This window comes from Halomonas sp. LES1 (assembly GCF_031846005.1).
Taxonomy (GTDB): domain Bacteria; phylum Pseudomonadota; class Gammaproteobacteria; order Pseudomonadales; family Halomonadaceae; genus Halomonas.
Genome location: NZ_JAVRGC010000002.1, coordinates 407,993 through 433,301 on the forward strand (window position 1 = coordinate 407,993; position 25,309 = coordinate 433,301).

Annotated in this window: 20 protein-coding genes; 13 read left to right on the forward strand and 7 right to left on the reverse strand. The window is 66.0% G+C overall.

All coding sequences use genetic code 11. From position 1 onward, the window contains the following. The first annotated feature begins 31 nt into the window (after positions 1-31). Together pdxJ and acpS are read left to right on the forward strand one after the other, a co-directional pair. Positions 32-829, forward strand: a complete 798-nt coding sequence (pdxJ, locus tag RM463_RS06125; protein WP_311429378.1) for a pyridoxine 5'-phosphate synthase — start codon at positions 32-34, stop codon at positions 827-829. A 3-nt stretch (positions 830-832) separates the two neighbouring features. Further along, a complete protein-coding gene (acpS, locus tag RM463_RS06130) occupies positions 833-1,210 on the forward strand; it encodes a holo-ACP synthase (protein ID WP_311429379.1) in 378 nt (125 codons plus the stop codon). Here the strand turns inward: acpS and RM463_RS06135 are convergent. Then, a complete protein-coding gene (locus RM463_RS06135) occupies positions 1,150-3,870 on the reverse strand; it encodes an ATP-binding protein (RefSeq protein ID WP_311429380.1) in 2,721 nt (906 codons plus the stop codon). The two genes, acpS and RM463_RS06135, sit on opposite strands and share 61 nt — an antisense overlap. 110 nt (positions 3,871-3,980) lie before the next feature. Between RM463_RS06135 and cysM the strand changes: the two genes are divergently transcribed. The 5 genes from cysM to ppc are packed head-to-tail and all read left to right on the forward strand — an operon-like array spanning position 3,981 to position 12,193. Further along, complete coding sequence (cysM, locus tag RM463_RS06140) at positions 3,981-4,877, forward strand: cysteine synthase CysM (RefSeq protein ID WP_311429381.1); 897 nt, start codon at positions 3,981-3,983, stop codon at positions 4,875-4,877. Between the two features lie 3 nt (positions 4,878-4,880). Beyond that, complete coding sequence (locus tag RM463_RS06145; RefSeq protein WP_311429382.1) at positions 4,881-6,332, forward strand: TRAM domain-containing protein; 1,452 nt, start codon at positions 4,881-4,883, stop codon at positions 6,330-6,332. A gap of 13 nt (positions 6,333-6,345) precedes the next feature. Continuing rightward, positions 6,346-8,628: a GTP diphosphokinase gene (relA, locus tag RM463_RS06150; protein ID WP_311429383.1), complete on the forward strand. Its 2,283-nt coding sequence runs from the start codon at positions 6,346-6,348 to the stop codon at positions 8,626-8,628. Then, entirely contained in the window at positions 8,625-9,548 is a 924-nt protein-coding gene (mazG, locus tag RM463_RS06155; protein WP_311429384.1) for a nucleoside triphosphate pyrophosphohydrolase, read from the forward strand. The genes relA and mazG overlap by 4 nt, the downstream gene beginning before the upstream one ends. After that, complete coding sequence (ppc, locus tag RM463_RS06160) at positions 9,545-12,193, forward strand: phosphoenolpyruvate carboxylase (RefSeq protein ID WP_311429385.1); 2,649 nt, start codon at positions 9,545-9,547, stop codon at positions 12,191-12,193. The genes mazG and ppc overlap by 4 nt, the downstream gene beginning before the upstream one ends. Positions 12,194-12,306: 113 nt before the next feature. Here the strand turns inward: ppc and RM463_RS06165 are convergent, their stop codons facing one another. From RM463_RS06165 to RM463_RS06175, 3 genes are all read right to left on the reverse strand, one after another. Beyond that, on the reverse strand, positions 12,307-12,930 hold the full coding sequence (locus RM463_RS06165; RefSeq protein ID WP_311429386.1) for a hypothetical protein: 624 nt from the start codon (positions 12,928-12,930) through the stop codon (positions 12,307-12,309). Positions 12,931-13,114: 184 nt separating this feature from the next. Continuing rightward, on the reverse strand, positions 13,115-14,032 hold the full coding sequence (locus tag RM463_RS06170) for a 2-dehydropantoate 2-reductase (RefSeq protein ID WP_311429387.1): 918 nt from the start codon (positions 14,030-14,032) through the stop codon (positions 13,115-13,117). Continuing rightward, on the reverse strand, positions 14,032-15,963 hold the full coding sequence (locus RM463_RS06175; protein WP_311429388.1) for a DNA topoisomerase III: 1,932 nt from the start codon (positions 15,961-15,963) through the stop codon (positions 14,032-14,034). The genes RM463_RS06170 and RM463_RS06175 overlap by 1 nt, the downstream gene beginning before the upstream one ends. 119 nt (positions 15,964-16,082) lie before the next feature. Between RM463_RS06175 and RM463_RS06180 the strand changes: the two genes are divergently transcribed. Both RM463_RS06180 and RM463_RS06185 read left to right on the forward strand, forming a co-directional pair. Then, a complete protein-coding gene (locus RM463_RS06180; protein WP_311429389.1) occupies positions 16,083-17,324 on the forward strand; it encodes an AarF/ABC1/UbiB kinase family protein in 1,242 nt (413 codons plus the stop codon). Between the two features lie 66 nt (positions 17,325-17,390). Then, entirely contained in the window at positions 17,391-19,223 is a 1,833-nt protein-coding gene (locus RM463_RS06185) for an SEC-C domain-containing protein (protein ID WP_311429390.1), read from the forward strand. A 28-nt stretch (positions 19,224-19,251) separates the two neighbouring features. On the opposite strand, the gene RM463_RS06190 is transcribed toward RM463_RS06185, so the two are convergent. Then, positions 19,252-20,619 (reverse strand): AmpG family muropeptide MFS transporter, encoded by a 1,368-nt coding sequence (locus RM463_RS06190; RefSeq protein ID WP_311429391.1) that lies wholly within the window; start codon positions 20,617-20,619, stop codon positions 19,252-19,254. Between the two features lie 137 nt (positions 20,620-20,756). Between RM463_RS06190 and rfaH the strand changes: the two genes are divergently transcribed. The 3 genes from rfaH (at position 20,757) to ccoM (ending at position 22,083) form a co-directional block, all read left to right on the forward strand. After that, positions 20,757-21,290, forward strand: coding sequence for a transcription/translation regulatory transformer protein RfaH (gene rfaH / locus RM463_RS06195; RefSeq protein WP_311429392.1), 534 nt, complete (start codon positions 20,757-20,759; stop codon positions 21,288-21,290). A gap of 47 nt (positions 21,291-21,337) precedes the next feature. Continuing rightward, positions 21,338-21,844, forward strand: coding sequence for a peptidylprolyl isomerase (locus tag RM463_RS06200; protein ID WP_311429393.1), 507 nt, complete (start codon positions 21,338-21,340; stop codon positions 21,842-21,844). A 128-nt stretch (positions 21,845-21,972) separates the two neighbouring features. Continuing rightward, the gene (gene ccoM, locus RM463_RS06205; RefSeq protein ID WP_311429394.1) at positions 21,973-22,083 is read left to right on the forward strand and encodes a cytochrome c oxidase subunit CcoM; all 111 of its coding nucleotides are present in this window, start codon (positions 21,973-21,975) and stop codon (positions 22,081-22,083) included. Positions 22,084-22,571: 488 nt separating this feature from the next. Here ccoM and RM463_RS06210 read toward each other — a convergent pair whose 3' ends face one another. Together RM463_RS06210 and RM463_RS06215 are read right to left on the reverse strand one after the other, a co-directional pair. Next, positions 22,572-23,480: a DMT family transporter gene (locus RM463_RS06210; RefSeq protein ID WP_311429395.1), complete on the reverse strand. Its 909-nt coding sequence runs from the start codon at positions 23,478-23,480 to the stop codon at positions 22,572-22,574. A gap of 80 nt (positions 23,481-23,560) precedes the next feature. After that, a complete protein-coding gene (locus RM463_RS06215; RefSeq protein ID WP_311429396.1) occupies positions 23,561-24,265 on the reverse strand; it encodes an SDR family oxidoreductase in 705 nt (234 codons plus the stop codon). A 106-nt stretch (positions 24,266-24,371) separates the two neighbouring features. On the opposite strand from RM463_RS06215, the gene RM463_RS06220 reads away from it, so the two are divergent. Then, the gene (locus RM463_RS06220) at positions 24,372-25,253 is read left to right on the forward strand and encodes a LysR substrate-binding domain-containing protein (protein WP_311429397.1); all 882 of its coding nucleotides are present in this window, start codon (positions 24,372-24,374) and stop codon (positions 25,251-25,253) included. The last annotated feature ends 56 nt before the right edge of the window (positions 25,254-25,309 follow it).

Below are 25,309 nucleotides of genomic sequence, written 5' to 3' on the forward strand. Positions count from 1 at the left end.
GCTGGCTACGGCTTATTTCAAGGAGACTCTTATGCATCCCCCGCGTATTCTGCTTGGCGTCAATATCGATCATATCGCCACCCTGCGTCAGGCTCGAGGCACTCGCTACCCGGACCCGCTCCAGGCAGCGCTGCTCGCCGAGGAGGCCGGTGCCGATGGCATCACCATCCACCTTCGTGAGGACCGCCGGCATATCCAGGAGCGTGATGTTCGCCTGCTGGCGGAGGTGCTGAATACCCGCATGAACCTCGAGGTCGCGGTGACCGAGGAGATGATGGCCCTGGCCGAGGAGGTGCGCCCGGCCCATGTCTGCCTGGTGCCGGAGAAGCGCGAAGAGCTTACCACCGAGGGAGGGCTCGATGTGGTCGGTGGTTTCGAGACGATTCGCAACGCCTGTCGACGCCTGGCCGCGGCGGGCTGTGAGGTCTCGCTGTTCGTCGACCCTGAGCCGGAGCAGATCGCTGCCGCCGCCAGGGCCGGCGCGCCGGTCATCGAGCTGCACACCGGTGGTTATGCCGAGGCCACGGGAGAGGAGGCCGTCCGTGAGCATGCGCGGCTCGCCGCGGCCGCCGAAATGGCCCTCGAGCTGGGGCTGGTCGTCAATGCCGGTCATGGTCTGCACTACCATAACGTCGAGGCGGTGGCCGCCATTCCGGGGATCCATGAGCTCAATATCGGTCATGCGATCATCGCCCGGGCACTGTTCGTGGGTCTCAAGGAGGCGGTTGCCGAGATGAAGCGTCTGGCAATCGCCGGGCAGGAGGCAGGCTTCGTCGCCTCCCTCGAGGAGCACGACCACGACCATGACCACGCTGATCACGTGCACTGAGTCATGATTCTGGGGATCGGCACCGATATCGCCCGGGTGGCCCGTTTCGAGGCGGCGCTGTCACGCAGGGGCGAGCGCTTTACCCGTCGTCTGCTGGGGGAAGTGGAGCTCGAGCGTGTCCAGGGACACCCAAGGCCCGCGGCTTTCCTGGCCAAGCGCTTTGCGGCCAAGGAGGCCTTCGTCAAGGCGCTGGGCACCGGGCTGCGTCACGGCATGCGCTGGACCGAGATCCAGGTGGTCAATGATAGCCTCGGTCGGCCCTCCTTGCTGCTGGCCGGCAAGGCCCATGAGCTGGCGCGCAGTGCCGGCGTGCGGGCCACTCACCTGACCCTGTCCGATGAGGAGGAGTTCGCGGTCGCCTTCGTGGTACTGGAGGACTGAGTTTCTTCGAGCTGCGCCTTGCGCCACCGGCGCAGCTCCTCCATGGCGTCGGTCAGGTCCCCCATCAGCGGGGCCATGGCCATGCGTCCACGGCTACGCAGGCGTGTTTCCATGGTCTCCGCGAGCAGCCCCAAACGTGGTGCCCCGCAGTAACGACAGGCACCGTTGAGGGCGTGTATGGCGTCCAGTAACGCCTCATCGTCCCGATCCTCATAGGCCTGGTATATCGCCTTCTCGCTCGCGTCGAGAGAGTCGGCGAGCTGGACGAGCAGCTGGTGCGCCAGCTGCTCCCGTCCACCGGCCAGCCGCGCACCCAGAGAGAGGTCCACCGCGGCCAGCTCCGATGACCGGGCGTCCGCCGATGAAGTGTCGGTCGCCATGAGGTGGGCGGGAACACTCCCCAGATGGCGACTCAACAGGGCCGCCAGGTCCTTGCCTCCCAGCGGCTTGATCAGCACGTCATCCAGGCCGCTGGCCAGCAGCCGACGGCGTTCATCCTCCAGGGCGTGGGCCGTCACGGCGATGATCGGGGTGCGTCGCCACCTCTGGTTCAGGCGGCGCAGCGCTCGGGTCGCCTCGACACCATCCATGCCCGGCATGCGGATATCCATCAGCACCAGATCGAAGTGCTGCTTACGGCCCAGCGAGACGGCCTGTTCGCCACCGCTGGCCAGCGTGACCTCCAACCCGGGGCCGGTCAGCAGCTCGCTCAACAGGCGGCGGTTGGAGTCGTTGTCGTCGACGGCGAGTAGCCGCAGGCCGGTGTCGGGCGTGTCTGCCGAGCGTTCGGTGGCGGCCGCTCCGGCGTGCTGTCCGCTTGCCAGGATGCGTTCGATGGCATCGGCGAATGCACGCCGGGCCAGCGGCTTGGCCAGCATCTCGCCCCCGGCGGGGAGCATGATGTCGGGCAGCTCGAGGGGGCTGACCGTGCAGAGCACGAGTGCGGGGCACTGCAGCTCGACGATCCGTTCCTGCCAGTGGTGAAGAAGTTCGGGAGCATAGGGCGGTGCGCCCAGGCTGACGATCAGCAGGCTCGGGAGAGGCGGCGAGGCGGTGTCGGCCGGCAGCGGCGTGGCTCCCCAGCGGCGCAGCAGGTGCAGCAGGGTGTGCCGGCTGGGGGCGTGCGGCTCCTCCAGCAGGATGGTTTCGCCCTTCAGGTGCAACTCGGGCGGTCGTTGCGACTCGGCCTCGCCGGCCAGTGGCAACGTAAACGAGAAGGTGCTGCCGTGGCCCGGTTCGCTCTGCACGTCGATCTCGCCCCCCATCTGTTCCACCAGCTGGCGGCAGATGAAGAGGCCGAGCCCGCTGCCGCCGAACTCTCGACTGTGGCTCGGGGAGGTCTGGTGGAAGGCATCGAAGAGGCGCTGCCTGTGCTCATTCGACAGCCCGATGCCGGTGTCCGTCACGCTGATGCGCAGGGTGACGCGGTCCGACTCGCTCTCTTCCACCATGACCCGGACCAGCACGTCGCCGTGCTCGGTAAATTTCACCGCATTGCCGACCAGATTGGTCAGCACCTGGCGGATGCGCATCGGGTCGCCCTCCAGCAACGATGGCACGTCATCATAGACCATGCCGAGCAGCTCCAGCCCCTTCTGCTGGGCCGTGGGCGCCTGTAGCGCCAGGACCTCGTCGACCAGTTCCACCATCTCCACCGGCATTCGCTCGAGCTCCAGCCTGCCTGCCTCGAGCCTGGAGTAGTCCAGGATATCGTTGACCAGCATCAGCAGGTTGTCACAGGCCCGGTCGACATGTTCCAGCCACTCCTGTTGACGGACATCCAGAGGCGAGCGCCCCAGCAGTCGGCAGAAGCCGATGATACCGTTGAGGGGCGTGCGGATCTCGTGGCTCATGTTGGCGAGGAACTCCGATTTCACCCGGTTGGCTTCCACGGCGCGTCGGTGTGCCATATCGAGCTGCATGTTCTGGATCTCGACGGTCTCCATCGACTCCTCCAGCTCCATGGTGGCCTGAGCGATCTGGCGCTGCATCTCTTCGCGAGACGCCTGCAGGCGCGAGGCCAGCACATTGATATGGGTATCCAGCGGGGGCAGCTCGGGGGGAGAAGGGGGCAGCGGCTGTGCGCTCTCCTCTCGGGCCAGTTGCGACAGCGTGGCATCGATCCGCGCCAGGGGTCGCTGCAGGCGCCGATAGGTGCTGGCGGTGGCAAGCCCTAGGATGGCGGCGCCAAGGACAAGCAGCAGGCCGCTGGCACCCAGCTGCCGGTAGTGGCCCAGCAGCAGCCCGCTGGCATCGATATCCATCACCAGGCGTGTGGCGTCGTCGTCCGCAAGAGGATAAGTCATGCGCCAGTGGCCGTTGTTCTGGCGTACGATGGCGCTGGTGTGCGCCAGGGGGGCTCCCTGGGTCAGGCGACCGGCCTCAATCAGTGGCATGCCGCTGGCGTCGATGATGGCCGCGGCCGTGACCTCCCGCAGGCCGAGCAGGCTGGCGGTATGCGTCCTCAGAGCCGGCAGATCCTCCGCGCGCAGCGCGGCCAGCAGGCTAGGCTCGACCAGTGCCGTGGCCTGGTACAGCTCGGCCTCCAGCTCCGCGTCATGATCATCACGGTGCAGGGACAGGGTGATGACCGCCACGGCGAGCATCAGCAGCAAGGGGAGAACCAGTGTGGTCAGCAGCAGTCGCAGCTTCAGAGGCATGGAGGTTTCCGGCGATGAGTGAGATGAGGGCCGTGGCCGAGTGGAGTGCCTGTCCACCCCGGAGTCACACGGATATAATGGTGAAAATACCTTTGGAGAAGGATGCTTGCATGCACTTTCCGACCATCGAGGACGTTGTCGGCCAGACGCCGCTGGTGCGCCTCAAGCGCATCGGGGCCGGTCGCAACAATGTGCTGCTGGCCAAACTCGAGGGTAACAACCCTGCGGGTTCGGTTAAGGACCGGCCTGCCCTGGCCATGCTGGAGCAGGCCGAGGCACGCGGCGAGATCGTTCCGGGCGACACCCTGATCGAGGCGACGTCGGGCAACACCGGCATCGCCCTCGCCATGGCGGCGGCCATCAAGGGCTATCGCATGGTGCTGATCATGCCCGATAACGCCTCGGAGGAGCGCAAGCAGTGCATGGCGGCCTACGGCGCCAGGCTGATCACCGTGAGCCAGGAGGGCGGCATGGAAGAGGCCCGTGACCTGGCAGAGGCCATGCTCGCGCGGGGTGAAGGCAAGCGGCTGGATCAGTTTGCCAACCCCGACAATCCGCTCTCCCACTACCGTGGCACCGGCCCCGAGATCTGGGAGCAGACCGCCGGCAGCGTGACCCACTTCATCAGCTCGATGGGCACTACCGGTACCATCATGGGAGTTTCCCAGGCCCTCAAGGAGCGCAACCCCGACGTCGAGATCATCGGCCTGCAGCCCGAGGACGGCGCCAGTATCGCCGGAATTCGCCGCTGGCCCGAGGCGTACCTGCCAAGCATCTTCGATGCCAGTCGCGTCGATCGGGTGCTCGATATCGGCCAGCACGAGGCCGAGGAGCATATGCGACGCCTGGCTCGGGAGGAGGGCATCCTGGCAGGCGTCAGCTCCGGTGGGGCCCTGGCCGGCGCCCTGCGAGTCGCCGAGCAGGTCGAAGATGCGGTGATCGTGTTTATCGTCTGCGACCGCGGCGACCGTTATCTTTCCACCGGTCTCTACGCCCCGGAGGGCTGAGTCATGGCGATGCTGGGCAAGCGGCGACCGCGTCGCGAGCGGTCGGGTGTTTCCGGCCTGCAGGGTCGACAGCCACACTCGCCGCCATACTCCAATGCCAGGGGGGATGCGTCCTCGAGGGAGGGCGAGGCCCAGGGCCTGATGATCGAGCGCCTGGCCCATGACGGCCGTGGCGTGACCCATGATGCCGAGGGCAAGACGCTGTTCGTCGACGGCGCGCTGCCCGGAGAGCGGGTCGAGGTGGCGGTCCATTTGACCCGCAAGCGTTTCGATGAGGCCCATGTGCGCGAGGTGCTCGAGGCCTCGCCGGAGCGCGTCAAGCCGCCCTGCGACTATTACCAGCGCTGTGGCGGCTGCGATCTTCAGCATCTGTCAGTGCCCGCCCAGCGTCGCCACAAGCAGGCGGTCCTCGTCGATCTGCTGGCGCGTCAGGGAGTCGAGATCGCCGGTGAGCCAGAGTTGCTGGCCGGTGCCAGCCAGGGCTATCGGCGCCGTGCCCGGCTGGGAGTGAAGCTGGATGCCGAGGGGCGTCTGTACCTTGGGTTTCGCGCACGCCATAGCCATCGTCTGGTGGATATCGCGCACTGCACCATCCTGATGCCTGAGCTCGATGCCCTGCTGGCTCCCCTGCACCGTCAACTGATGGTGCTGCAGGCGCCACGCCAGGTGGGGCATCTGGAGCTGCTGGCCAGCGATCAGGGCAGCACCCTGGTGATCCGCCAGCTCAAGGAGCATGCCGTCGATCGCGAGGCCTGGCGTGTCTTCGCCCGCGAACATGGGATCCACCTGGGCTGGCTGGCAGGGCGTGATGCCCCCGCCCTGGAGTGGCTGACGCCTCCCCCGCGTCTGAGCTACCGAGTGCCCGGGGCCCAGGAGGACCTCGAGCTGGGCATCGCCCCCGGTGACTTCCTGCAGGCCAATGAGGAGGTCAATCGACAGATGGTTGAGACGGCACTCGGCTGGCTCGATGATCTTGCCGGGACGGTGCTGCTCGACCTGTTTGCCGGTGTCGGCAATTTCAGCCTGCCGCTGGCCTCCGCCGGGGCACGGGTGGTCGCGGTGGAGGGGAGTCCGTCGATGGTCGAGCGCCTGGGCGCCAACGCACGTGCCAATGCCAGTGCCAACGGTGGGGGGCTGCAGCTGTCGGCGCGCCAGGCCAACCTGGCGAGTCTGGGGACAGTGGCAGCGCTTTTGGAAGAGATCGGCCCCGAGGTGGTGGTGCTCGATCCGCCACGCGAGGGTGCCGAAGGTGCCGCCCGGGCCCTGGCGGCGGCGCCGGTGCCCCGCGTGCTCTATATTGCCTGCGACCCGGCGACACTGGCTCGGGATGCCGCACACCTGGCGCAGGGAGGCTATCGGGTCACGCGTATCGCCGTGGCCGATATGTTCGTGCACACCTCTCATCTGGAATCGATGCTGCTGTTCGAACATTCAGGGATGGAAGAGCGGCGGTAAGGAGCCTTGGCCGATGGTTAAAGTACGTGAGGAGCAGCCTCTCACCGCGACGGGAAAGGTGGATATCGAACGCTGGGTGGAGCGCCTGCAGGAGGATGTGAGGCTGCGCGACCCGGCCGAGATGATCGAGGCCTGTCGGCTCGCCGAGCGGCTGGAGAGTGAGTCGGAGCGCCCCCACCGGGCCTGGTTGGCGGAAGGGTCCAGCTTTCGCATGGGCCTGGAGATGGCCGATATCCTGGGTGAGCTCAAGCTCGACCAGGTGGCACTGGTTGCCGCGGTACTCTATCGTGCGGTGCGCGAGGGTCTGGTCGGCCTCGAGGCCGTCGGCAAGCAGTTTGGCAAGGAGGTGGCCGGACTGATCGATGGCGTGCTGCAGATGGCGGCGATCAGTGCGACCCAGTTGCCCAGCCGCGACATGGGCCAGCATGACCAGCAGGACAATCTGCGCAAGATGCTGGTCAACATGATCGACGATGTTCGCGTGGCACTGATCAAGATCGCCGAGCGCACCTGTGCGCTGCGCCAGGTCAGGGAGGCGTCCCGAGAGAAGCAGCAACGCGTGGCTCGTGAGGTGTTCGATATCTTTGCCCCCCTGGCGCATCGGCTGGGGATCGGTCACCTCAAGTGGGAGCTCGAGGACCTCTCCTTCCGCTATCTCCATGAGGATGACTACAAGGCCATCGCGCGGCAACTGGCGGAAAAGCGCCTGGATCGCGATCGCTATATTACCGAGATCGTCGCCACCCTCAACGGCCTGCTGGATGCCCAGGGCATCCAACACTACGACGTCGATGGTCGGGCCAAGCACATTTACTCGATCTGGCGGAAGATGAAGCGCAAGCGCATCGACTTCTCTCAGGTCCATGATATCCGGGCGGTGCGCATTCTGGTGCCCGAAGTCACCGACTGCTACACCGTGCTGGGGCTGGTGCACTCGCGCTGGCATCACGTACCCAACGAGTTCGACGACTATATTGCCAATCCCAAGCAGAATGGCTACCAGTCGTTGCATACCGCGGTCCTCGGCCCCGAGAACAAGGTCGTTGAGATCCAGATCCGCACCTTTGCCATGCATGAGGAGGCGGAGCTGGGGGTCTGTGCTCACTGGCGCTACAAGGGGCATGACACCCGGGCCAAGAGTACCAGCTACGAGGACAAGATCGCCTGGCTGCGGCAGGTGCTCGAGTGGCAGGAGGAGGTCGGCGATCTCGGCGACCTGAGTGAAGGACTCAACAGCGACGTGGCCCCGGACCGCATCTACGTTTTCACCCCGGATGGCCATATCATCGACCTGCCGCGTGTCGCGACCCCCATCGACTTCGCCTATCGGGTGCATACCGAGGTGGGGCATCGCTGCCGTGGGGCCAAGGTCAATGGCCGCATCGTGCCGCTTACCTATACGCTGAAGACCGGCCAGCAGGTGGAGATCCTTACCGCCAGCAAGGGTGGGCCGAGTCGCGACTGGCTCAACCCCAGCCTGGCCTATGTGCGTACCTCCCGGGCCCGTTCCAAGATTCAGGCCTGGTTCAAGTACCAGGCCCGTGACCAGAACATCATGGAGGGGCGCGCCCTGTTCGAGCGCGAGATGAAGCGTCTCGACCTCGAGGACATGGCCCTCGACACCCTGGCTCGCAAGGTCAACTACGCAACGCCCGATGACATGTACGCCGCCCTGGGAGCGGGGGACCTGCGCATCGGGCAGGTGCTGAACCAGGCTCAGCAGCTGTTCGGTGAGAACGATGACCAGGAGCAGCTCGACCGCCTGCTGGCCAAGCCCAGGCGCACCACGGGCAAGGGCGAGAAGAGCGATATCACCGTGCTGGGCGTAGGTAACCTCAAGACCAGCATGGCCAACTGCTGTCATCCGGTGCCGGGTGAGCCGATCGTCGGCTTCATTACCCAGGGGCGTGGAGTCACGGTGCACCGCGAGGACTGCCCCAATATCCTGCAGTTGAGTGTGGACGAGCCCCAGCGCATCATCGAGGTGGAGTGGGGCGAGCGGGCGCGAACTCAGTACCCGGTCAATATCGAGGTGCAGGCGTGGGATCGCTCCGGCCTGCTGCGCGACGTCACCGGGGTACTTGGCAACGAGAAGGTCAACGTGCTGGCGGTCAATACCCTCACCGATACCGATGATGGCATCGCGCGGCTGACCATTACCGTCGAAGTGGATGGCCTGGAGTCGCTGGGGCGGCTCTTCTCCCGCATTCAGCAGCTGCCCAACGTTATCGAGGTGAGGCGCCTGCGCAGCGGCGGCAAGCCCGGCAAGCGCAAGGGAAAGGAGAAGAAGACATGAGCCAGCGCCATGGTCTGGATGATCTGCTGACCCTGATGGCGGTGCTGCGTGACCCCGACCAGGGGTGTCCATGGGACCTCAGGCAGGACTGGGACACCATCGTGCCCCACACCCTGGAGGAGGCCTATGAGGTCGCCGACGCCATCGAGCGCCGTGCCTGGGAGGAGCTGCCCGGTGAGCTGGGTGACCTGCTCTTTCAGGTGGTCTACTACGCCCAGTTCGCGAGTGAGGAGGGGCGTTTCGACTTCCACACGGTCGTGGATACCCTGACCACCAAGATGCTGCGTCGCCACCCCCATGTCTTCCCCGATGGCAGCCTGGCCTCGCGGCGCCCACCCGACGTTGATGCCGCGGATAGCGAAGCTCGCCAGCTCCCCGAGCTCGAAGGCATCAATCGCCGCTGGGAGGCCCTAAAGGCCGAGGAGCGAGCGCAGCGGATGCGTGAGACCCACGAGACCCCCGATGCCTCGGGGAGCGACGCCGTGGCGCCCTCGGTTCTGGATGATGTGCCGCGCACACTGCCGGCGCTGTCGCGAGCCGCCAAGCTCTCGAAGCGTGCCGCCCGGGTGGGGTTCGACTGGCCCGACTCCCGCGGGGTGATCGCCAAGATTCGCGAAGAGCTCGACGAGGTCGAGGAGGCGCTGACCGAGGGGAGTCGAGAGCATGCCGTCGAGGAGGTGGGTGACCTGCTGTTCGCGGTGACCAACCTCGCCCGGACCCTCAAGGCCGACCCCGAGCAGTGCCTGCGAGCCACCAACAACAAGTTCGAGCGCCGCTTTCGTCACGTGGAAGCGGCCCTGGCGGCGACGGGTAGTAGCCCCGCCGATGCCGACCTCCCGACCATGGAACGCCACTGGCAGGCCGCCAAGCGCAATGAATACAACGATACTGCCATATCTTCCGGAGACCCCCTGTCATGAGCCATGATCTTCATGAATCCCTGCGTGACAACGTGCGTATCCTTGGCGACAGCCTGGGGCGTACCATTGCTGATGACCTGGGGGGCGACTTCGTCGACAAGATCGAGGCCATCCGCGACTTCGCCAAGCGAGGTCGTCAGGGCGACGAGCAGGCTCAGCGTGAGCTGATCGAGTACCTGCGTCGCTTGCCCGACCGCGACCTGCTGCCGGTGACCCGCGCCTTCAACCAGTTTCTCAACCTGGCCAATATCGCCGAACAGCACTATCGGGCCCGCTTTCGTCGCGTCGAGGATTACCGGCCGGGAACGCAACCGGTGCTCTCCGAGCTGGTGGAGCGGGCGCGCCATGCCGGCCACTCACCACGCAAGCTGGTCGAGAGCCTGGCCGGCATGCGTGTCGAACTGGTATTGACCGCCCACCCCACCGAGGTCATTCGGCGCACCCTGATCCAGAAGTACGACGCCATCGACGACTGCCTGACCGCCATCGAATCATCGGGGGACTATCCCGAGCGCGGCGCCCGGGCCAAGGGGCGTCTCGAGGAGCTGATCAGCCAGGCTTGGCATACCGACGAGATCCGCCACGAGCGGCCCTCGCCGGTGGATGAGGCGAAGTGGGGCTTCGCGGTGATCGAAAACTCGCTGTGGCAGGCGGTGCCCGACTTTCACCGTGACCTGGACAACCTGCTGCTGGAGACCGCCGGCGAGCGGCTGCCTCTGGATGCCGCGCCGATCAGCTTCTCGTCGTGGATGGGGGGCGATCGCGACGGCAATCCCAACGTGACCTCCCGGGTGACTCGCGAGGTGCTGCTGCTGGGGCGCTGGATGGCCGCGGATCTCTACCTGCGCGACCTGGAACAGCTCAAGGCCGAGCTCTCCATGTGGAAGGCCAACAGCGCGCTCAAGGCCGAGGTCGGTGACGCACCGGAGCCCTACCGCGAGCTGCTGCGCCAGCTGCTGGCACGAGTCGAGGCCACTCGTGACTGGGCCAAGGCGAGCCTCGATGGCAAGCCCTACGACGGGGGGCCGATCATTGAGAGCCGTGACCAGCTCTACTCACCGCTGCTTGCCTGCTACCGCTCGCTGTGCGATGTGGGTCTCGACACCATCGCCAACGGTGCACTGCTGGATACCCTGCGGCGGGTGGCGGTGTTCGGTGTCACCCTGACCCGGCTCGATATTCGCCAGGAGGCGAGCCGCCACGCCCAGGTGATGGAGGAGCTCACCGCAGGTCTGGGCCTGGGGCACTATCGTGACTGGAGCGAAGAGCAGCGCCAGGCCTTCCTGCTCGAGGAGCTCGAGTCGCGCCGACCGCTGATACCGCGGCGCTGGGAGTGCTCGACGGAGTCGCGTGAGGTGATCGATACCTTCCGGGTCATCGCCAGCGAACAGGCCGAAGCGCTCGGGACCTATGTCATCTCCATGGCGGCAGAGCCCTCCGATGTGTTGACCGTGGCACTGCTGATGAAGGAGGTGGGGGGCGAGGTCAAGCTGCCGATCGCGCCGCTGTTCGAGACCCTCAACGACCTCAATCATGCCGGCGAGGCGATCGACCGCCTGCTCTCCCTGCCCGGCTATCGACATCTGATCGGCGGCCGGCAGGAGGTGATGATCGGCTACTCGGATTCGGCCAAGGATGCCGGTCAGCTGGCCGCCGCCTGGGCCCAGTACCGTGCCCAGGAGAGCCTGGTGACGGTGTGTCGTCATCACGCCGTGGACCTGACGCTGTTCCATGGACGCGGTGGGACCGTGGGGCGCGGTGGTGGCCCGGCCCATGCGGCGATTCTCTCTCAACCGCCTGGTTCGGTGAATGGCAGCCTCAGGGTGACCGAGCAGGGCGAGATGATCCGCTTCAAGTTCGGTCAGCCGGAGATCGCCCTGCGTTCCATGGAGATCTACGCCTGCGCGGTGCTGGAGGCAACGCTGCTGCCGCCACCCGACCCGGAACCCCACTGGCGCGATGAGATGGATCGCCTGGCCGAGATCGCCCATGGGGCCTATGTGGGGGTGGTGCGAGAGGATGACGATTTCGTGCCCTACTTCCGTGCGGTGACACCGGAGGGGTCGCTCGGGCGCCTGCCGTTGGGCTCGCGGCCTACCAAGCGGCGCCAGGATGGTGGAGTGGAGACACTGCGGGCGATTCCCTGGATCTTTGCCTGGACCCAGGTCCGCCTGATGCTGCCTGCCTGGCTGGGAAGTGGCGAGGCCTTCGCCACCCGTCTCGAAGAGGAGGGGGGGCGTGAGGTGCTTCAGGAGATGCGTGACCGCTGGCCCTTCTTCGGCACCTACCTGGACATGCTGGAAATGCTGCTTTCCAAGGCCGATGTGGGCATCTCTGCCTACTATGAGCATCGCCTGGTCGACGAGCCGACTCTCAAGGCGCTGGGGCAGCGCCTGCGGCAGCGTTTCGAGCGGCTCAATGAGGTGTTGCTGGAGATGCTGGAGCAGCAGGAACTGCTGGAGAAGACGCCGTTGATCCACCAGGCGATAGCCGTGCGCAATCCCTATATCGACCCGCTACATGGGCTGCAGGCGGAGCTTTTGCAGCGTAATCGCGACGCCGACGGGGCGATCAGCGCCGATCTGTCGCGAGCGCTGATGGTGACCATGGCGGGTATCGCCGCGGGGCTGCGTAATACGGGATAGGGCCTGCGGCCAGGTACTAGGTGCAAGGATTCCCCTTGTACTGCTGGGGATGAAGCCATTGGGGATGAAGCCATGATATTGCCTTGCGCCTTGAAACGGCGTAGCCGCGCTCTTTAGAAGGGAATATGGAGCGAGGCGGTCAGCAGATTGAGATGCGCCATATCGGGCGCATCGTACTCCTCGAGCTCGAGGCGGCTGGTAAAGCCCGGGAGCTGCAGGCGGGCGCCGAAACCCCGAACCCTGGTGGTGCCGGTCTCCTCGCCCTCGCCGCGCGGAATCACGGCATCGCCCTCCCAGCCGACCAGGCCTGACTTGGCATAGAGCCCGAAATCTCCCAGGCGTACTCCTGCCACCAGGCTGCCGCCGAGGCTGACGGTATTGACCAGCAGCTGCTGGCTATCGAGACGGGTGGGCATCTCGTCGCGCTGGTGGTAGCTGAATTCGGCACCGAGGTCCAGCTTGGGGAGCCGAAACGGGCTGAAGCCGGCAATCAGTCGAAAGCCGGAGGTATAGCCGTCGGGGCTCTCGATGTCCTGGCCGTCGATGACAACACCGTTCTCGAGTCGCATGAGATTGTCGGGCTGGCTGGCGTAGGCGGGGCTGTAGGCGGGATTATGCGGATCGACTTGCCTGACGACCTCTTCGGCGAGGGAGCCTTTTTCGGCGCCGACAGCGGCAAGCGACGTGCCTAGGGCAAGACCAGCCAGTAACGCGGCAATGGTATGACGGGATGACATGGGTCCGTGTCCTAGCTCTGAGGTCTGATTCATTCGGACCAGGCCCCAGGGCGAGTAGCGATGATATCCTTATAGGCTAGCAAGCCCACCCCCGGTTCGCCAGGCATTTGGCCCGGCGATAGCAGGGGCACTCTCGGGCAGTGTCGATGCTGCTGGCGTAATGCATAAAGACTGGCCTGATGGCTCAGCCGGGGACTGTCCCTTGGGCTTTAGCCAGGATCTTCAGCAATGAATCCAGTCTGGGTGTCGCCAGGTCGTGGCGCCTGGCGGCCTCGCAGAGCGGGCCGAGTATCGCGACATGCTCCGTGGGACGCCCCGCCAGCACGTCCTGGAGCATCGAGGCGCGATTGTTGGCGGTGGCCTCCACCACTCTCCAGACCAGGGTGCGCCAGCCATCGAGCCCGCTGCCTTCAGGCGGTGCGATGCCCTCGGCCTGCATTACCCTCGCCACTTCATCGATCACCGCCTCCACCTCGTCACGAAACGGCGTATCGCGAAGTTCGCCATTGCGAATCCTGTGGTGGGCAACCAGGGGGTTGATGGCGGCGTTGATGGCCAGCTTGTGCCATAGGCGTCGCCGAATGTCCGGCACCGCCCGGGTCGGCAGGCCGCTTGCACTCAGCAGGCTGGCCACTGTTCTCGCCAGATCGCCATGGCCACCCTTCAGGGAGCCGATCAGGGTGTTACCCCGGCCGGCGTGGACGACGCGATCATCCGCGGCAACATAGGCCCCTTCGGTGGTGGTGGCGCACAGCACCGGGCCTGGGTGACGTGTCGCGAGTCGTGGCTGGGTGTGGTAGCCGTTCTGCCACAGCACCAGCGGGAGGTCGGCGGGAAGTCGGGAAGCGAGCTCAAGATAGGCCGCCTCGGCGGCGTAGGCCTTGGTGGTCAGGTGGAGGAGGTCGGGAGAGCCGCCGGGGGGGCGAGTCCGTGTGATCACCTCCAGGCTTAGGACATCACCCTGGGGAGTGACCAGTGTCTGACGGTCGGGAAGGGGACGGCGGCCGAGCAGTGTTATCCGCTGGCCATGTTGGGCCAGACGCAGGGCGAGCAGGCGGCCGATGGCACCTGGTCCCACGATCCAGTGTGTTTGAAGCGCCATCAGCGGCCCTCCTTGCGACGTTGGGGAGTGCGACGCTTGCCGCTCCTGGCCGAGCGTCCGGTGCTGCGGCGGCCGCTGGTGCGACGGGACGCCTTGGCCTCGGCGCCCTCGGCGCTGTGCAGAGCCTGACGCAGGCGTCCGGCATCGGCGGCGCCGAGCAGGGTGCGCAGGTCGGCGACCAGTGACTCGAGGAAGGGAGCGGGGGCGGCGTCCTCTTCGGCGATGGCCCCCAGGCGCTGCTCCCATAGCGCGGTGCGTTCGGGGCGGCTGACCGCTTCGGGCAGTGAGGCGATCAGTGCGCCGCCCAGGCGGGTGGCACGCAGGGCCTTGCCCTCACGGACCAGATACCCGCGCGCAACCAGCGTCTCGATGATGCCGGCGCGGGTCGCCTCGGTGCCCAGGCCATCGTGTTCGCGCAGGGTGCGTCTCACGGTGGGGTCGTCGACGTAGCGGCCGATGTTCATCATCGCCTTGATCAGGCTGGCGTCATTGAACGGCTCCGGCGGACGGGTCTCGCGATCCTCCACGCCGCCGCTCTGGACGCGACACCCCTCGCCCTCGCTGAGCGGCGGCAGCGGTGGTGCCTCGTCGCGGGTGGTGAACAGCGGCTTCCAGCCGGGGTCGAGGATCTCCTGACCCCGGGCACGGAACGTTTCCCCGAGGATCGAGAACTCCGCCTTCACGTCGCGGGTGGAGAGCGGCGGATAGAACTGGGCGATCACGTTGCGGGCGATCAGCCGAAAGACGTTCGCCTCGGTGGCCGTGAGGCGTGCCATGTCCGCCGGTCGTCCGGTGGGCGCCAGGGCGTGGTGCACGCCCACCTTGCCGTCACTCCAGGCTCGCGATCGGCGCGTGAAGTCGGCCCCGGCCAACCAGCCGCGCAGGGTGTCATCTTCACGACAGGCACCTTCCAGGGTGCCTCGGGCGGCGGCGAAATGCTCCTCGGGAAGATAGCGACAGTCGGAGCGCGGGTAGGTGATCAGCCGGTGGCGCTCATAGAGCGACTGGCAGGTGTCCAGCACGATCTTGGCGGAAATGCCATGGCGCCTGGCGGCATCGACCTGCAGCGCCGACAGCGAGTAGGGCAGGGGGGCGGGCTGGCGCTTCTGCTGGGTCTCCAGTGCCATCAGTCGGCCCTCGGCCCCGGGCAGGCGTTCGGCGAGGCTGGCCGCGGGCTCCCGGGCCAGCAGGCGTCCCTGGTCGTCGAGCGGATGGTGTTCACCGGGTGTCCACCAGGCGCGCAGCTCGCCCCGGGTCACCGCAAGATCGGCCCACAAGACGAAGAAGGGCCTGGGCGTGAAGCCACGGATCTCGGCGTCCCGGCGCACCACCAAACCGAGCACCGGGGTCTGTACGCGGCCTACCGAGAGTACACCGTCATGACCGGCCTGACGGCCCGTCAGCGTCCAGGCCCGGGTCAGGTTGATGCCATACAGCCAGTCGGCGCGGGAGCGTGATTCGGCGGCCCGGTAGAGTGGCTGGTAGCGCCGGTTGTCCTCCAGTCGCGACAGGGCCCGCTGAACGGCGGGGCGGTTGAGATCGCTGATCAGCAGTCGTGAGACTTTGCCCTTCCAGCCGAGGTATTCGATCACCTCCTGAACCAGCAGCTGGCCTTCGCGGTCGGGGTCGCCGGCATGCACCACCTCGTTGGCGGCCTTGAGCAGCCTGCGAATCGCCGCCAGCTGGCCGCGAGCCTTGGGGCGTGGGGTGAGCTTCCAGTGCTCGGGCAGGATCGGCAGGGTGTCCAGCCGCCACTGTTTGAGGGTCGGGTCATAGGCGTCGGGAGGCGCCTGCTCCAGCAGGTGGCCAAGGCACCAGGTCACGGTGGTGTCGCCCACGACGATCGCCCCCTCCTGCTTGCGGGGGGCGCCGGGCAGGGCGTCGGCGATGGCCCGGGCCAGGCTGGGCTTCTCGGCGATGATCAGGCGCATGGCGGCCTCGCTTGCGGTGAGAGTTGAGGATTCTTCCAGTGTTACCGACGCTTGGCTAGGTGTTGCATTGCGATTATGGTGTACAGTTGTTGTATCATTATTCTTGTGGAGTCCGGGCGATGCGCGAGCGAGGCAGAACACGCCGGCTGATGGGGCTGGGAGCGCGCACCGGTGGTGCGCTGCTGCGCACTCGCCTGGGCGGGCAGGCCGACTGGCGGGCCCTGGGCGAGGCGCTGTTCGAGGGACTCTCCGAACTCAAGGGGCCGGCCATGAAACTGGCCCAGATCATGTCCCAGTGGGACGACCTGCTGCCTCCGGACCTTGCCGAGGAGTTGGCCAGGCTGCAGCGCCAGGCCGAACCGATGCCCTGGGAGTCGATCCGTCGCACCCTGGATGATCACTATGGCGATATCGACAGGGTGTTTCGCGAGGTCGAGACACGTCCCTTCGCCAGCGCCTCCATGGGCCAGGTGCATCGCGCCGTGACGCATGAGGGGGAGACGCTGGTGCTCAAGGTGCAGTACCCGGGGCTGGCCGAGGTGCTGGAGGGAGACCTCGCTCAGGTTCGTCGCCTGATGCGTCTCGGCCGATGGTTCAAGGTGCCTCAGGCGCGACTCGATGCGCTGTTCGAGGAGCTGGCGGCGAGCCTGCGCGGAGAGCTTGACTACTGCGCCGAGGCCGAGGCACTGGCGCGCTATCGACAGCGCTATGTCGACTGGCCGGGCGTGGTGATTCCCGAGCCTCTGCCGGCCTACTCCGGTGAGCGCGTGCTGGCCATGCGCCATGTGCCGGGCACCCCGCTGCGTGACCTGGAGACGGCGGATGACGCCACGCGTCAGCGCATCGCCGCCACCCTGGCCGACTGGCTCACCGAGGAGCTCTTCACACATGGCGAGCTGCATGCCGACCCCCATGCCGGCAACTTCGCCGCCGATGATCAGGCTCGGCTGGTGATCTACGACCTGGGGGCGGTGATCCCGGTGCCTGACGAGCGGCTCAAGGCGATGATGCATCTGCTCGACGCCACCTTGCACGGGGATGCCATGGCCATGGATAGTGCCCTGCTCGAGCTGGGTGGCCGTCAGGGGCAGGGCGCGCCGCTGTCGCTTTACCGAGAGGCGGCGGAGGCCGTCTCGGCGCTCTTCGCCCCCGGCGAGCAGGACTTTGGCGATGTGCGCGTGCATCGTCGCCTGCGTGAGCTCTCACCCAAGGTGTGGGTGGCCATGGATCGCCTGCAGCCGCCCGCCGACACCCTTTTGCTGTCACGCACGCTGAACGGTCACTACTGGAACCTGGTGCGACTCGGCGCCCGGCTCGATATGCAGGCCCGCACCGCACCGCTGTTAGCCTGGGCGCGGTAGCAAGCGGCTGCCAAGCCCCCCGGCGGGCTGGTAGACTGTGGCGTTTTCCGGATGGTGGAGTGCGCAATGCTGGCGGTATGGGTGGAACAGCTGCTGGGATTTGCCTCGGGGGCGCTCAAGGCGATTCGCCAGGATGAGCGCTATCCGGCGCTGATGGTCTGGGCGCGGGAAGAGGGGCCTCGACTGGTGGGCGGCGATCTGTCACTGGCCCAGGCGCTGGCGCCGGAGCTGTGGTCACAGACGCCCCTGGCGCGCCTGGACTTCCGCTGCGAACCGCTGGCGCGCCCCGGGCGAAACGAGCCCTGCTGGTGTGACTCCGGTCGCAAGACCAAGCACTGCTGTGGCGCGGTGACGCTGCCCGGCTCGGTGCCCGAGCACCTGATGTGGATGCTCTCGCTGCGCGACTGGAAGGGCGACACCCTCAAGGCGGCGCTGGCCAGCGGCCGTGCCCCCGCCCAGGCGCTGCTCGAGGCGGGGCTGATCGCGGCCGAGACCGGCCAGCGCGGCCGCGCCCAGCAGATTCTCGAGTCGCTCTTCGAACGTGGTGACTGGTCTCGGCTGCCTGAGCAGGCCGAGCCCGCCTTCGAGATCCTGATCGACCTCTTCCAGGAGCGCGGCTTTCATCGCAAGCGCGAGGCGCTTCTCGATGCGGTGCTCGAACATGGCCCGCTATTCCTGCGCGGTGTGGCGCTGGAGCGCCTGTGTCTGATGCATCTCGACAACGACGATCTGGACAGTGCCCGGACGGCCTTCGTGCGTGCCCAGCAGGCGCTGCCGGACTCGCCGACCCTGGCCTATATCGAGGCCATGCTGCTGCTGCACGAGGGGCATGAGCAGGAGGCCGCCGAGCGGGCGAGTTTCTGGTTCCGGCGCCTGGCACGCCAGGGAGATCTGGCGCCGGAGCAGCTGCAGTTCCTCGCCGACCTGGCCGAGAACCCCGGTGCCACCCTGGCCGAGCAGCTGCTCAATGCCGAGGAAGACCTGGCCGAGCCGCTGGCGTCGCTGCAGGCGCTTCTCGAGGAGCTCCCGACCGCCCCGCGCCTGGCCGTGTCATGCAGCGGGGAGGGGCGGCTCGAGTATCACACCACCGCACGCGAGGACACCCTGCATGCCGCCTGGCGACGGGTCTTCCCGGTATCGGGGGTGTCCGACTCCCCACTGGGGCTCGATGATGATCCCTGGCCCGCCGCCGCGGAGTGGCTGCCCGAGCTCTGTCGTCATCCGGAGTGGCTGGATGCGCCGGCGGTCGTCCAGGAGCTGACCCTGGCGCTGACCTCGCGCTTCGGCAGCCTGCCCTGGATGGCACCGAGCCTGTTCGTGCCGCTTGCCGTCCGGCTGGAGCGCTGGCTGGAGCAGGTAGCGGCCGAGGGGCCGGGCACCCTGGCCTGGGAAGATGCCGACAACACGCTGCTGTTGCGGACGGGGCTGGCGTTGGTGGTCGGCATGGAGCGCGGGGCGCGGGAGCGCTCACGACGACTCGCCGAAGACCTGCTGGCCCTGGATCGACATGACAGCCTGGGGCTTCGCGAGCTGGTGCTCGACCAGCTGTTGCGGGACGGACGCGACAGCGAGGCGCTGGCACTCAGTGAGCAGCCACCGGAAGCCGAGGCCGAGGGGCCGGTGCTGGGCGTGCTGATGGGCCGCGCCCTGGCACTCTATCGCCTCGACCGACTCGAGGAGGCGGCCCAGGCGCTGGACGAGTCTCATGCCCACAATGCTCACGCGGTGAAGCTGATGTGCGGCGACAGCTCGGCGCCGCCGACGCCGGTGGGCGATGATGGCCCAGTCGAGCCAGGCAGTCGGGCCGAAGCCTGGCAGTATCGCACCCTGATGCGCGATCAATGGCGGGCCACGCCCGGGGCCCTGGCGTGGCTGCAGGAGTGGCTTGCCCGGCGCTGAGCCACTGTGCCAGGTAGGCGCCCGGTATTTATGCTCTCGATGCCTCGGGGGCCGGCATCAGCTCACGGTCGCGGCTGATCCAGAGTGCCAGCAGCACCGCCGGAATTCCCATGACGGCGGAGATCAGGAAGAAGGTGGCGTAGCCCTCGACCTCGACGACCAGCCCGCCGAAGCCGCTCAGGAACTTGCCCGGCAGGGTCATCAGCGACGAGAACAGCGCGTACTGTGTCGCGGTATAGGCTCTCGAGGTCAAACTGGAGAGGAAGGCGATAAAGACCGCGCTTGCCAGGCCGTTGGCCAGGTTGTCGCCGACGATGGCCATGACCAGCATGGGCAGGCTCTGGCCGGTCAGCGCCAGGGCGCTGAACAGCAGATTGGTCAGGGCGGCGGCCGTGGCTCCCAGCACCAGGAGAGGCCCGATGCCGTAGCGTGCCACCAGCAGCCCCCCCAGCATGCCTCCACCGATGCTCATGGCGATACCGAACGCATTGGTGACGTTGGCGATCTCCTTGAGCGTGAAGCCCAGGTCGATATAGAGCGGGTTGGCCATGGACGCCATGGCCAGGTCGCTGATGCGAAATACCGCCACGAAGAGCAGCAGCCACAGGGCCTTGTGCCGATAGCGGGTAAAGAAGTCGGTGAAGGGGCAGACGATGGCGCCGATCACCCAGGCGCCCAGGCGCCGCAGGGGCTTGGGTCTTCCGCGACTGGCCCTCAGGAAGGCCCGTACCCGCGGCTCGTGTATCAGCTGGGTACCCAGCGAGAGCCGCTCGGGCTCGGGGCGCACCAGTACCGTGATGATACCGATACCCACCAGCGCCGCCATGGTCAGGTAGGCGGCCTCCCAGGAGAGCCAGGAGGCGACGTAGAGCGCCCCGGCACCGGCCGCCAGCAGGCCGCCCCGGTAGCCGATGATATAGGTGGAGGCCATGGCCGCCTGGATATCCTCGGGAGCCGATTCGATGCGGAAGGCATCGATGGCGATATCCTGGGTGGCGCTGCCGAAGGCGACCAGCAGGGCGAAGGCGGCCACCAGGGGCAGCTGCCCGAGCGGGTCGATCCCGGCGAGCCCCGCCAGCCCGGCGATGATCATCGCCTGAGCCAGCAGCATCCAGCCGCGGCGCTGGCCGAGGCGGCGAGTCAGCAGCGGCAGTGGCAGGCGGTCCACCACCGGCGCCCAGAAGAACTTGATCGAATAGAGCATGCCGATCCAGGCGAAGAAGCCGATCGCCGCCACCTCGACGCCGTCGCTGCGCAGCCAGGCCGACAGCGTGGAGAACACCAGCAGGAAGGGCAGGCCGGCGGAGAAGCCCAGGAACAGCATGGTGATGACAGGCGCACGCAGATAGATCGCCAGGGCATCTCGCCAGCTTCTCTGCACGGTAGGCGTCGGCATGGGGCTCTCCTTGCAACGGTGTTAGAATCCTTGCCTCTTTCGCCGGGCGCCCGGCCCGCAAGCGGGGCGCACAAGCAACGAGCGATTGTTGCAGAGCCCCGGCAGTGATACCAGCATCCAGAGCGACGGGAGACCCCATGAAGGAGAGCGATACGATCCGCCAGGAAGACGCTGCGGCCGTGCCGCGCTGGTATGTGATCCAGTGCAAGGGGGGCGAATCCTTTCGCGCCACCGAGAATCTGCTCAACCAGGGCTTCGAGGTCTTCCATCCGGTACTCGACGTTCAGAAGAAGCGCCGCGGCAAGCTGACCTGGATCACCGAGCCGCTGTTTCCCTACTATCTGTTTATTCGCCTCGACCGGCTGGTCAGCAACTGGCGGCCGATCCGCTCCACCCGGGGCGTATTGAAGCTGGTCACCTTCGGCGATACGCCGATCGCCGTGGACGACAGCCTGGTGGCGGCCCTGCGCGACAAGGGAGACGAGCGCGACCAGGATGCCAACTTCTACTTCCAGGCCGGCGAGGCGGTACAGATCACCGAGGGGCCCTTCAAGGAGCTGCAGGCGGTGTTCGAGAGCCACAAGGGGGAAAAGCGCGCCATCGTGCTGCTCAACATGCTGCAGCGTCAGCAGCGTCTGGAGATGCCGGTCGCCAATCTACGGCGCGGCTAGGCCGCCCCCGACCAGTCACGTTATCCCCTCCCACTCAGGAGAAGCCCATGACCATCGCTCCCCAGTGTGTCGTCACGCTGCACTATGTGCTGGTTGATGCCGCCGGCCAGGTCCTCGATGACTCCCGCGCCCGTCAGCAGCCCCTCGAATACCTGCACGGCCATCACAATATCGTCGCCGGGCTGGAGCGTGCCCTGGATGGCCAGGCCGAAGGGGCCGAACTGACCGTGACCCTGATGCCCGCCGAGGCCTACGGTCTGCGTAATGAGGCCCTCAAGCGCGAGGTGGGGCGGGACGCCTTCCCGGTCCCCGAGCTCTCGCCCGGCATGCGTTTCCAGACTCCCGGCGATGATGGCCCCCAGGTCGTCACCGTCCTGGAGGTGCGCGACGACAGCGTGCTGATCGACACCAACCACCCCCTGGCCGGTCAAGCCCTGCGCTATGAGCTCGAGGTGCTGACGGTACGCGAGGCCACCCGTGCCGAGCTCGCCAAGGGGCACCCGCTGCCCCCCGACACGGACCACACCCAGGTCGAGGACAAGAAGTTGCTCTGAAAACTGACCTGAATCAATTGCCTGATGGCTCCCGGCAGGCGCCGGAGCGTAACTTGATTCAGATCAGAATTCCCCCCGCCGTTCCGGCTTACAGTGGACTCAACACATCAGGCGGGGAGGAGATCAACATGTATCTGGATGACGCCGTCGTCTTCGGGTTAGTTACCGTCGCGATGATGATCGCTTTCATGGGTGGCTGGATCGCCTTCATCGTGCGGGACCACCGCAAGAAGCGCTGAAGTCAGTCACGGCACGAGTCGTCAGGGGAGGGGGGAGTCATCCCCCCAGTGGGCCGACCTTCACGGGTCGGCCTTTTTTTGGTATCCGGATTAACTGGTTGAAGGGGGCTGCCAGCCCCTCCAAGTGCTTAGTCCCGCCAGAAGGTTGATAGATCAACGCCGAAGTTCTTCTCAGGCCACAGGGACCGGAGCTTCATCCTGAAAGTGGAGATCATGTTCTTCCACCTTGGTGCCCAAAACGTGATATTCCGGCAAGTGAAGTATGTTGTCGGGCATGCTGGTCATGCGGTGTGTTCTCTGTGTGGGGACCAAGCGCTATCAGGGTCGGTAGCATCCGGCTCGCCCAGCCTGGTTCGCTCTGATTCTATCTATAAGATGAAGCATCTGATCCCGTACTTCGCTCTCGGAGTGGAATTCTGTGAGCGGATGCCTGCCCTCATGGGCATGCTAATGCTATCAGAAGCAACAAAGGCCGCCCCGGAATCAGTCTACTCCTCAGCTTGGTGCTGAGCGGGAGCAGGTGTGGTGCTGAGCTTCCCCGTCTGGATCAGCACCACGCCCCCGAGGATCAGTACCAGCGCAAGGATGGCGGCACCGGTGATTTCCTCGCCGACCGCAGCGCCAATGATCACGGCCACCACCGGGGCGATGTAGGTCGCACCGGATGCCTGCACGGAACCGAGTTTTTCGATGATGAAGTAATAGCTGAAGAAGGCCCCGCCGGTACCCAGCACACCTAGGCCAAGGACCGCTCCCAAGAGTGCGCGCGAGTCCGTCGTTATGGCAGCCATGCCGTCAAAGTCGGTCAGTATCACCAGGGTCAGAAGCGCGAGTCCCGTCTGCCAGGTCGCCAATGCCAGCGGGGGCAGTTTCAGCGGCGACAGAAACCGCTGTGCATAAACGAATGACACCCCGAGACTCAGCGTCCCGGTCAGCATCCAAAAGACCCCTGTCAGCGCCACGCCATCGGTGCCCTCCCAGGGGTGGGCGCTCAGTGCAATACCGATGAAGCCCAGGGCAACGCCAGCCGCCATCTGACCGGTCGGGCGATCCTGACGCAGGAACAGGAAGGCGCAGATGAACGTGAAGATGGGAATGGAGCCGCTCAGGAGCCCAGCGATGCTCGAAGGAAGCCGGGCCGTGCCGGCCACGAACCCGTAATAGTAGAAAGTCGTCGCGATCACCGACATGGCCGCGAAGTGCGGCAGATGACGGAGCTGATCGCGAGTCAGAACCTTGGCTCGCCAGGCCACCAGGGCCAGGGGAAGAAAACCGAACAGCACACGCAGAAATACCGTCTGGGTGGGTGAGATCAGGTCGGTAGCCCACTTCATGAAAATGAAGTTCGAGCCCCAGATGATGCCGAGCACGGCGAGCGCAGCATAAGCACGCAACATGGCGTATCTCCTTCGGGAAAAGCGCAACGAGCGCCTTCCCGGAGGAAAGGCGGCCCGTTGTGGCGGTAGGACAGGCGTCGTCAGATGGAGCGGGTCACGCCGCCATCGACGCGAAGGTTCTGGCCGGTGACGTAGCCCGCGCCTTCCGACAGCAGAAAGGCCACGGTGTCTGCGATTTCCTCGACGGTCCCATAGCGACCCATCGGCACGCTGTCGCGGCGCTCATCGACCTCGGGAAGGCTATCGATCCAGCCGGGCAGCACATTGTTCATGCGGACATTCTTCGCCGCATAGGCATCCGCGAAGAGTTTGGTGAAGCTCGCCAGACCCGCCCGGAATACTACCGAGGTCGGGAATACGCTGGACGGCTCGAAAGCCCAGGTAGTCGAAATGTTGACGATGGCACCACCACCCTGTGCTTCCATGATCGGCGCGACTAGGCGGATCGGGCGCACGGCGCTAAGGAAATAGACATCCATGCCCTGGTGCCAGTCCTCGTCAGGGATATCGAGGATCGGTGCGCGCGGACCATGACCTGCGGAATTGACCAACGCGTCGATCCGCCCCCATGTCGCCATCGTCAGATCCACGACCCGCTTCACGTCGTCGGGTGACTGGTTCGAGCCGGTGACACCGACTCCACCCAATTCCTTGGCCAGAGCCTCGCCCTTGCCCGACGAGGAGAGGATGGCGATACGATAGCCATCCTGAGCCAATCTGCGCGCGGCAGCGGCTCCCATACCGGATCCACCGCCCATGATGAGAGCCACTTTTTCTTCAGCCATGACAGCCTCCTTTGGTCAGGTTCTGGAGGCATTGTGTCAAGTGATAGCCGAAGTTTCGCGTGATAAATAAACGTGTAAGACTGTAGAAAAACTATAGGGCACCGCCATGACGCTATCTCGCCGCAAGCTCCCCCCTCTCAATGCCCTGCGTGCCTTCGAGGTCTCAGGCCGCCGACTGAGTTTCCGGGCCGCTGCCGAGGAGTTGGGCGTCACTCAAGGCGCCGTTGCGCAGCAGGTGCGTGCGCTGGAAGAGCACCTGGGCCAGGCCCTGTTCCAGCGCTTGCCGCGCGGCCTCGCCCTGACGCCACAGGGCGCGTCCTACCTGACGGACGTGACCCGCGCCTTCGATACGCTCGGGGACGCCACCGGACGACTCCTGGAGCGACCGGACACTGTCACGATCAGTGTTGCGCCGACCTTCGCCGCGAAGCTGCTGATCCCTCGTCTAGCCGAGCTGAACGCCGCGCTACCCGGAGTGGAATTGCGCACGGTCGCCACCGAGGCGCTCTCCGATTTTGAGCGCGACCAAGTGGACATCGCAGTGCGGCTAACCCGCCCCCCGTTCCCATCCGGACTGGATACTGAGCTGCTATTCCACCAGGAGCTGGTCGCGGTCGCTAGCCCCCATCTGGTCAAAGAGTTACCGCTCCCCCTCTCTACCGAACGGCTTGGGGAGCTTCCGCTCTTGCATGACGCGCACGATCACTGGCCGATGTTTCTGCGTGCCGACGGCAAGCTGCCCGGTGCGGTATTCAACCAGACGACACTGGCCCTGGATGCAGCCCTGGCTGGCCAGGGCGTCGCCTTGGCATGCCGGGCATTTGTGGCGGGGGATCTCGAGGCCGGGCGTCTAGTGCAGGTCACGCATGAGACCATGATCAAAGAGCCCAGCTATTTCCTCGTCCGCAAGCGGTCATCCTTACCTCTTGCTCCGCGAGATGCGGTATGGGACTGGTGCGTGGCTCGGCTCTCGCTTCGTGTCGATTAGCGGGGCTGGCCACCGTCTTCTGGTGACGACTCTGTTAACAGATGGGGCAATCTTCT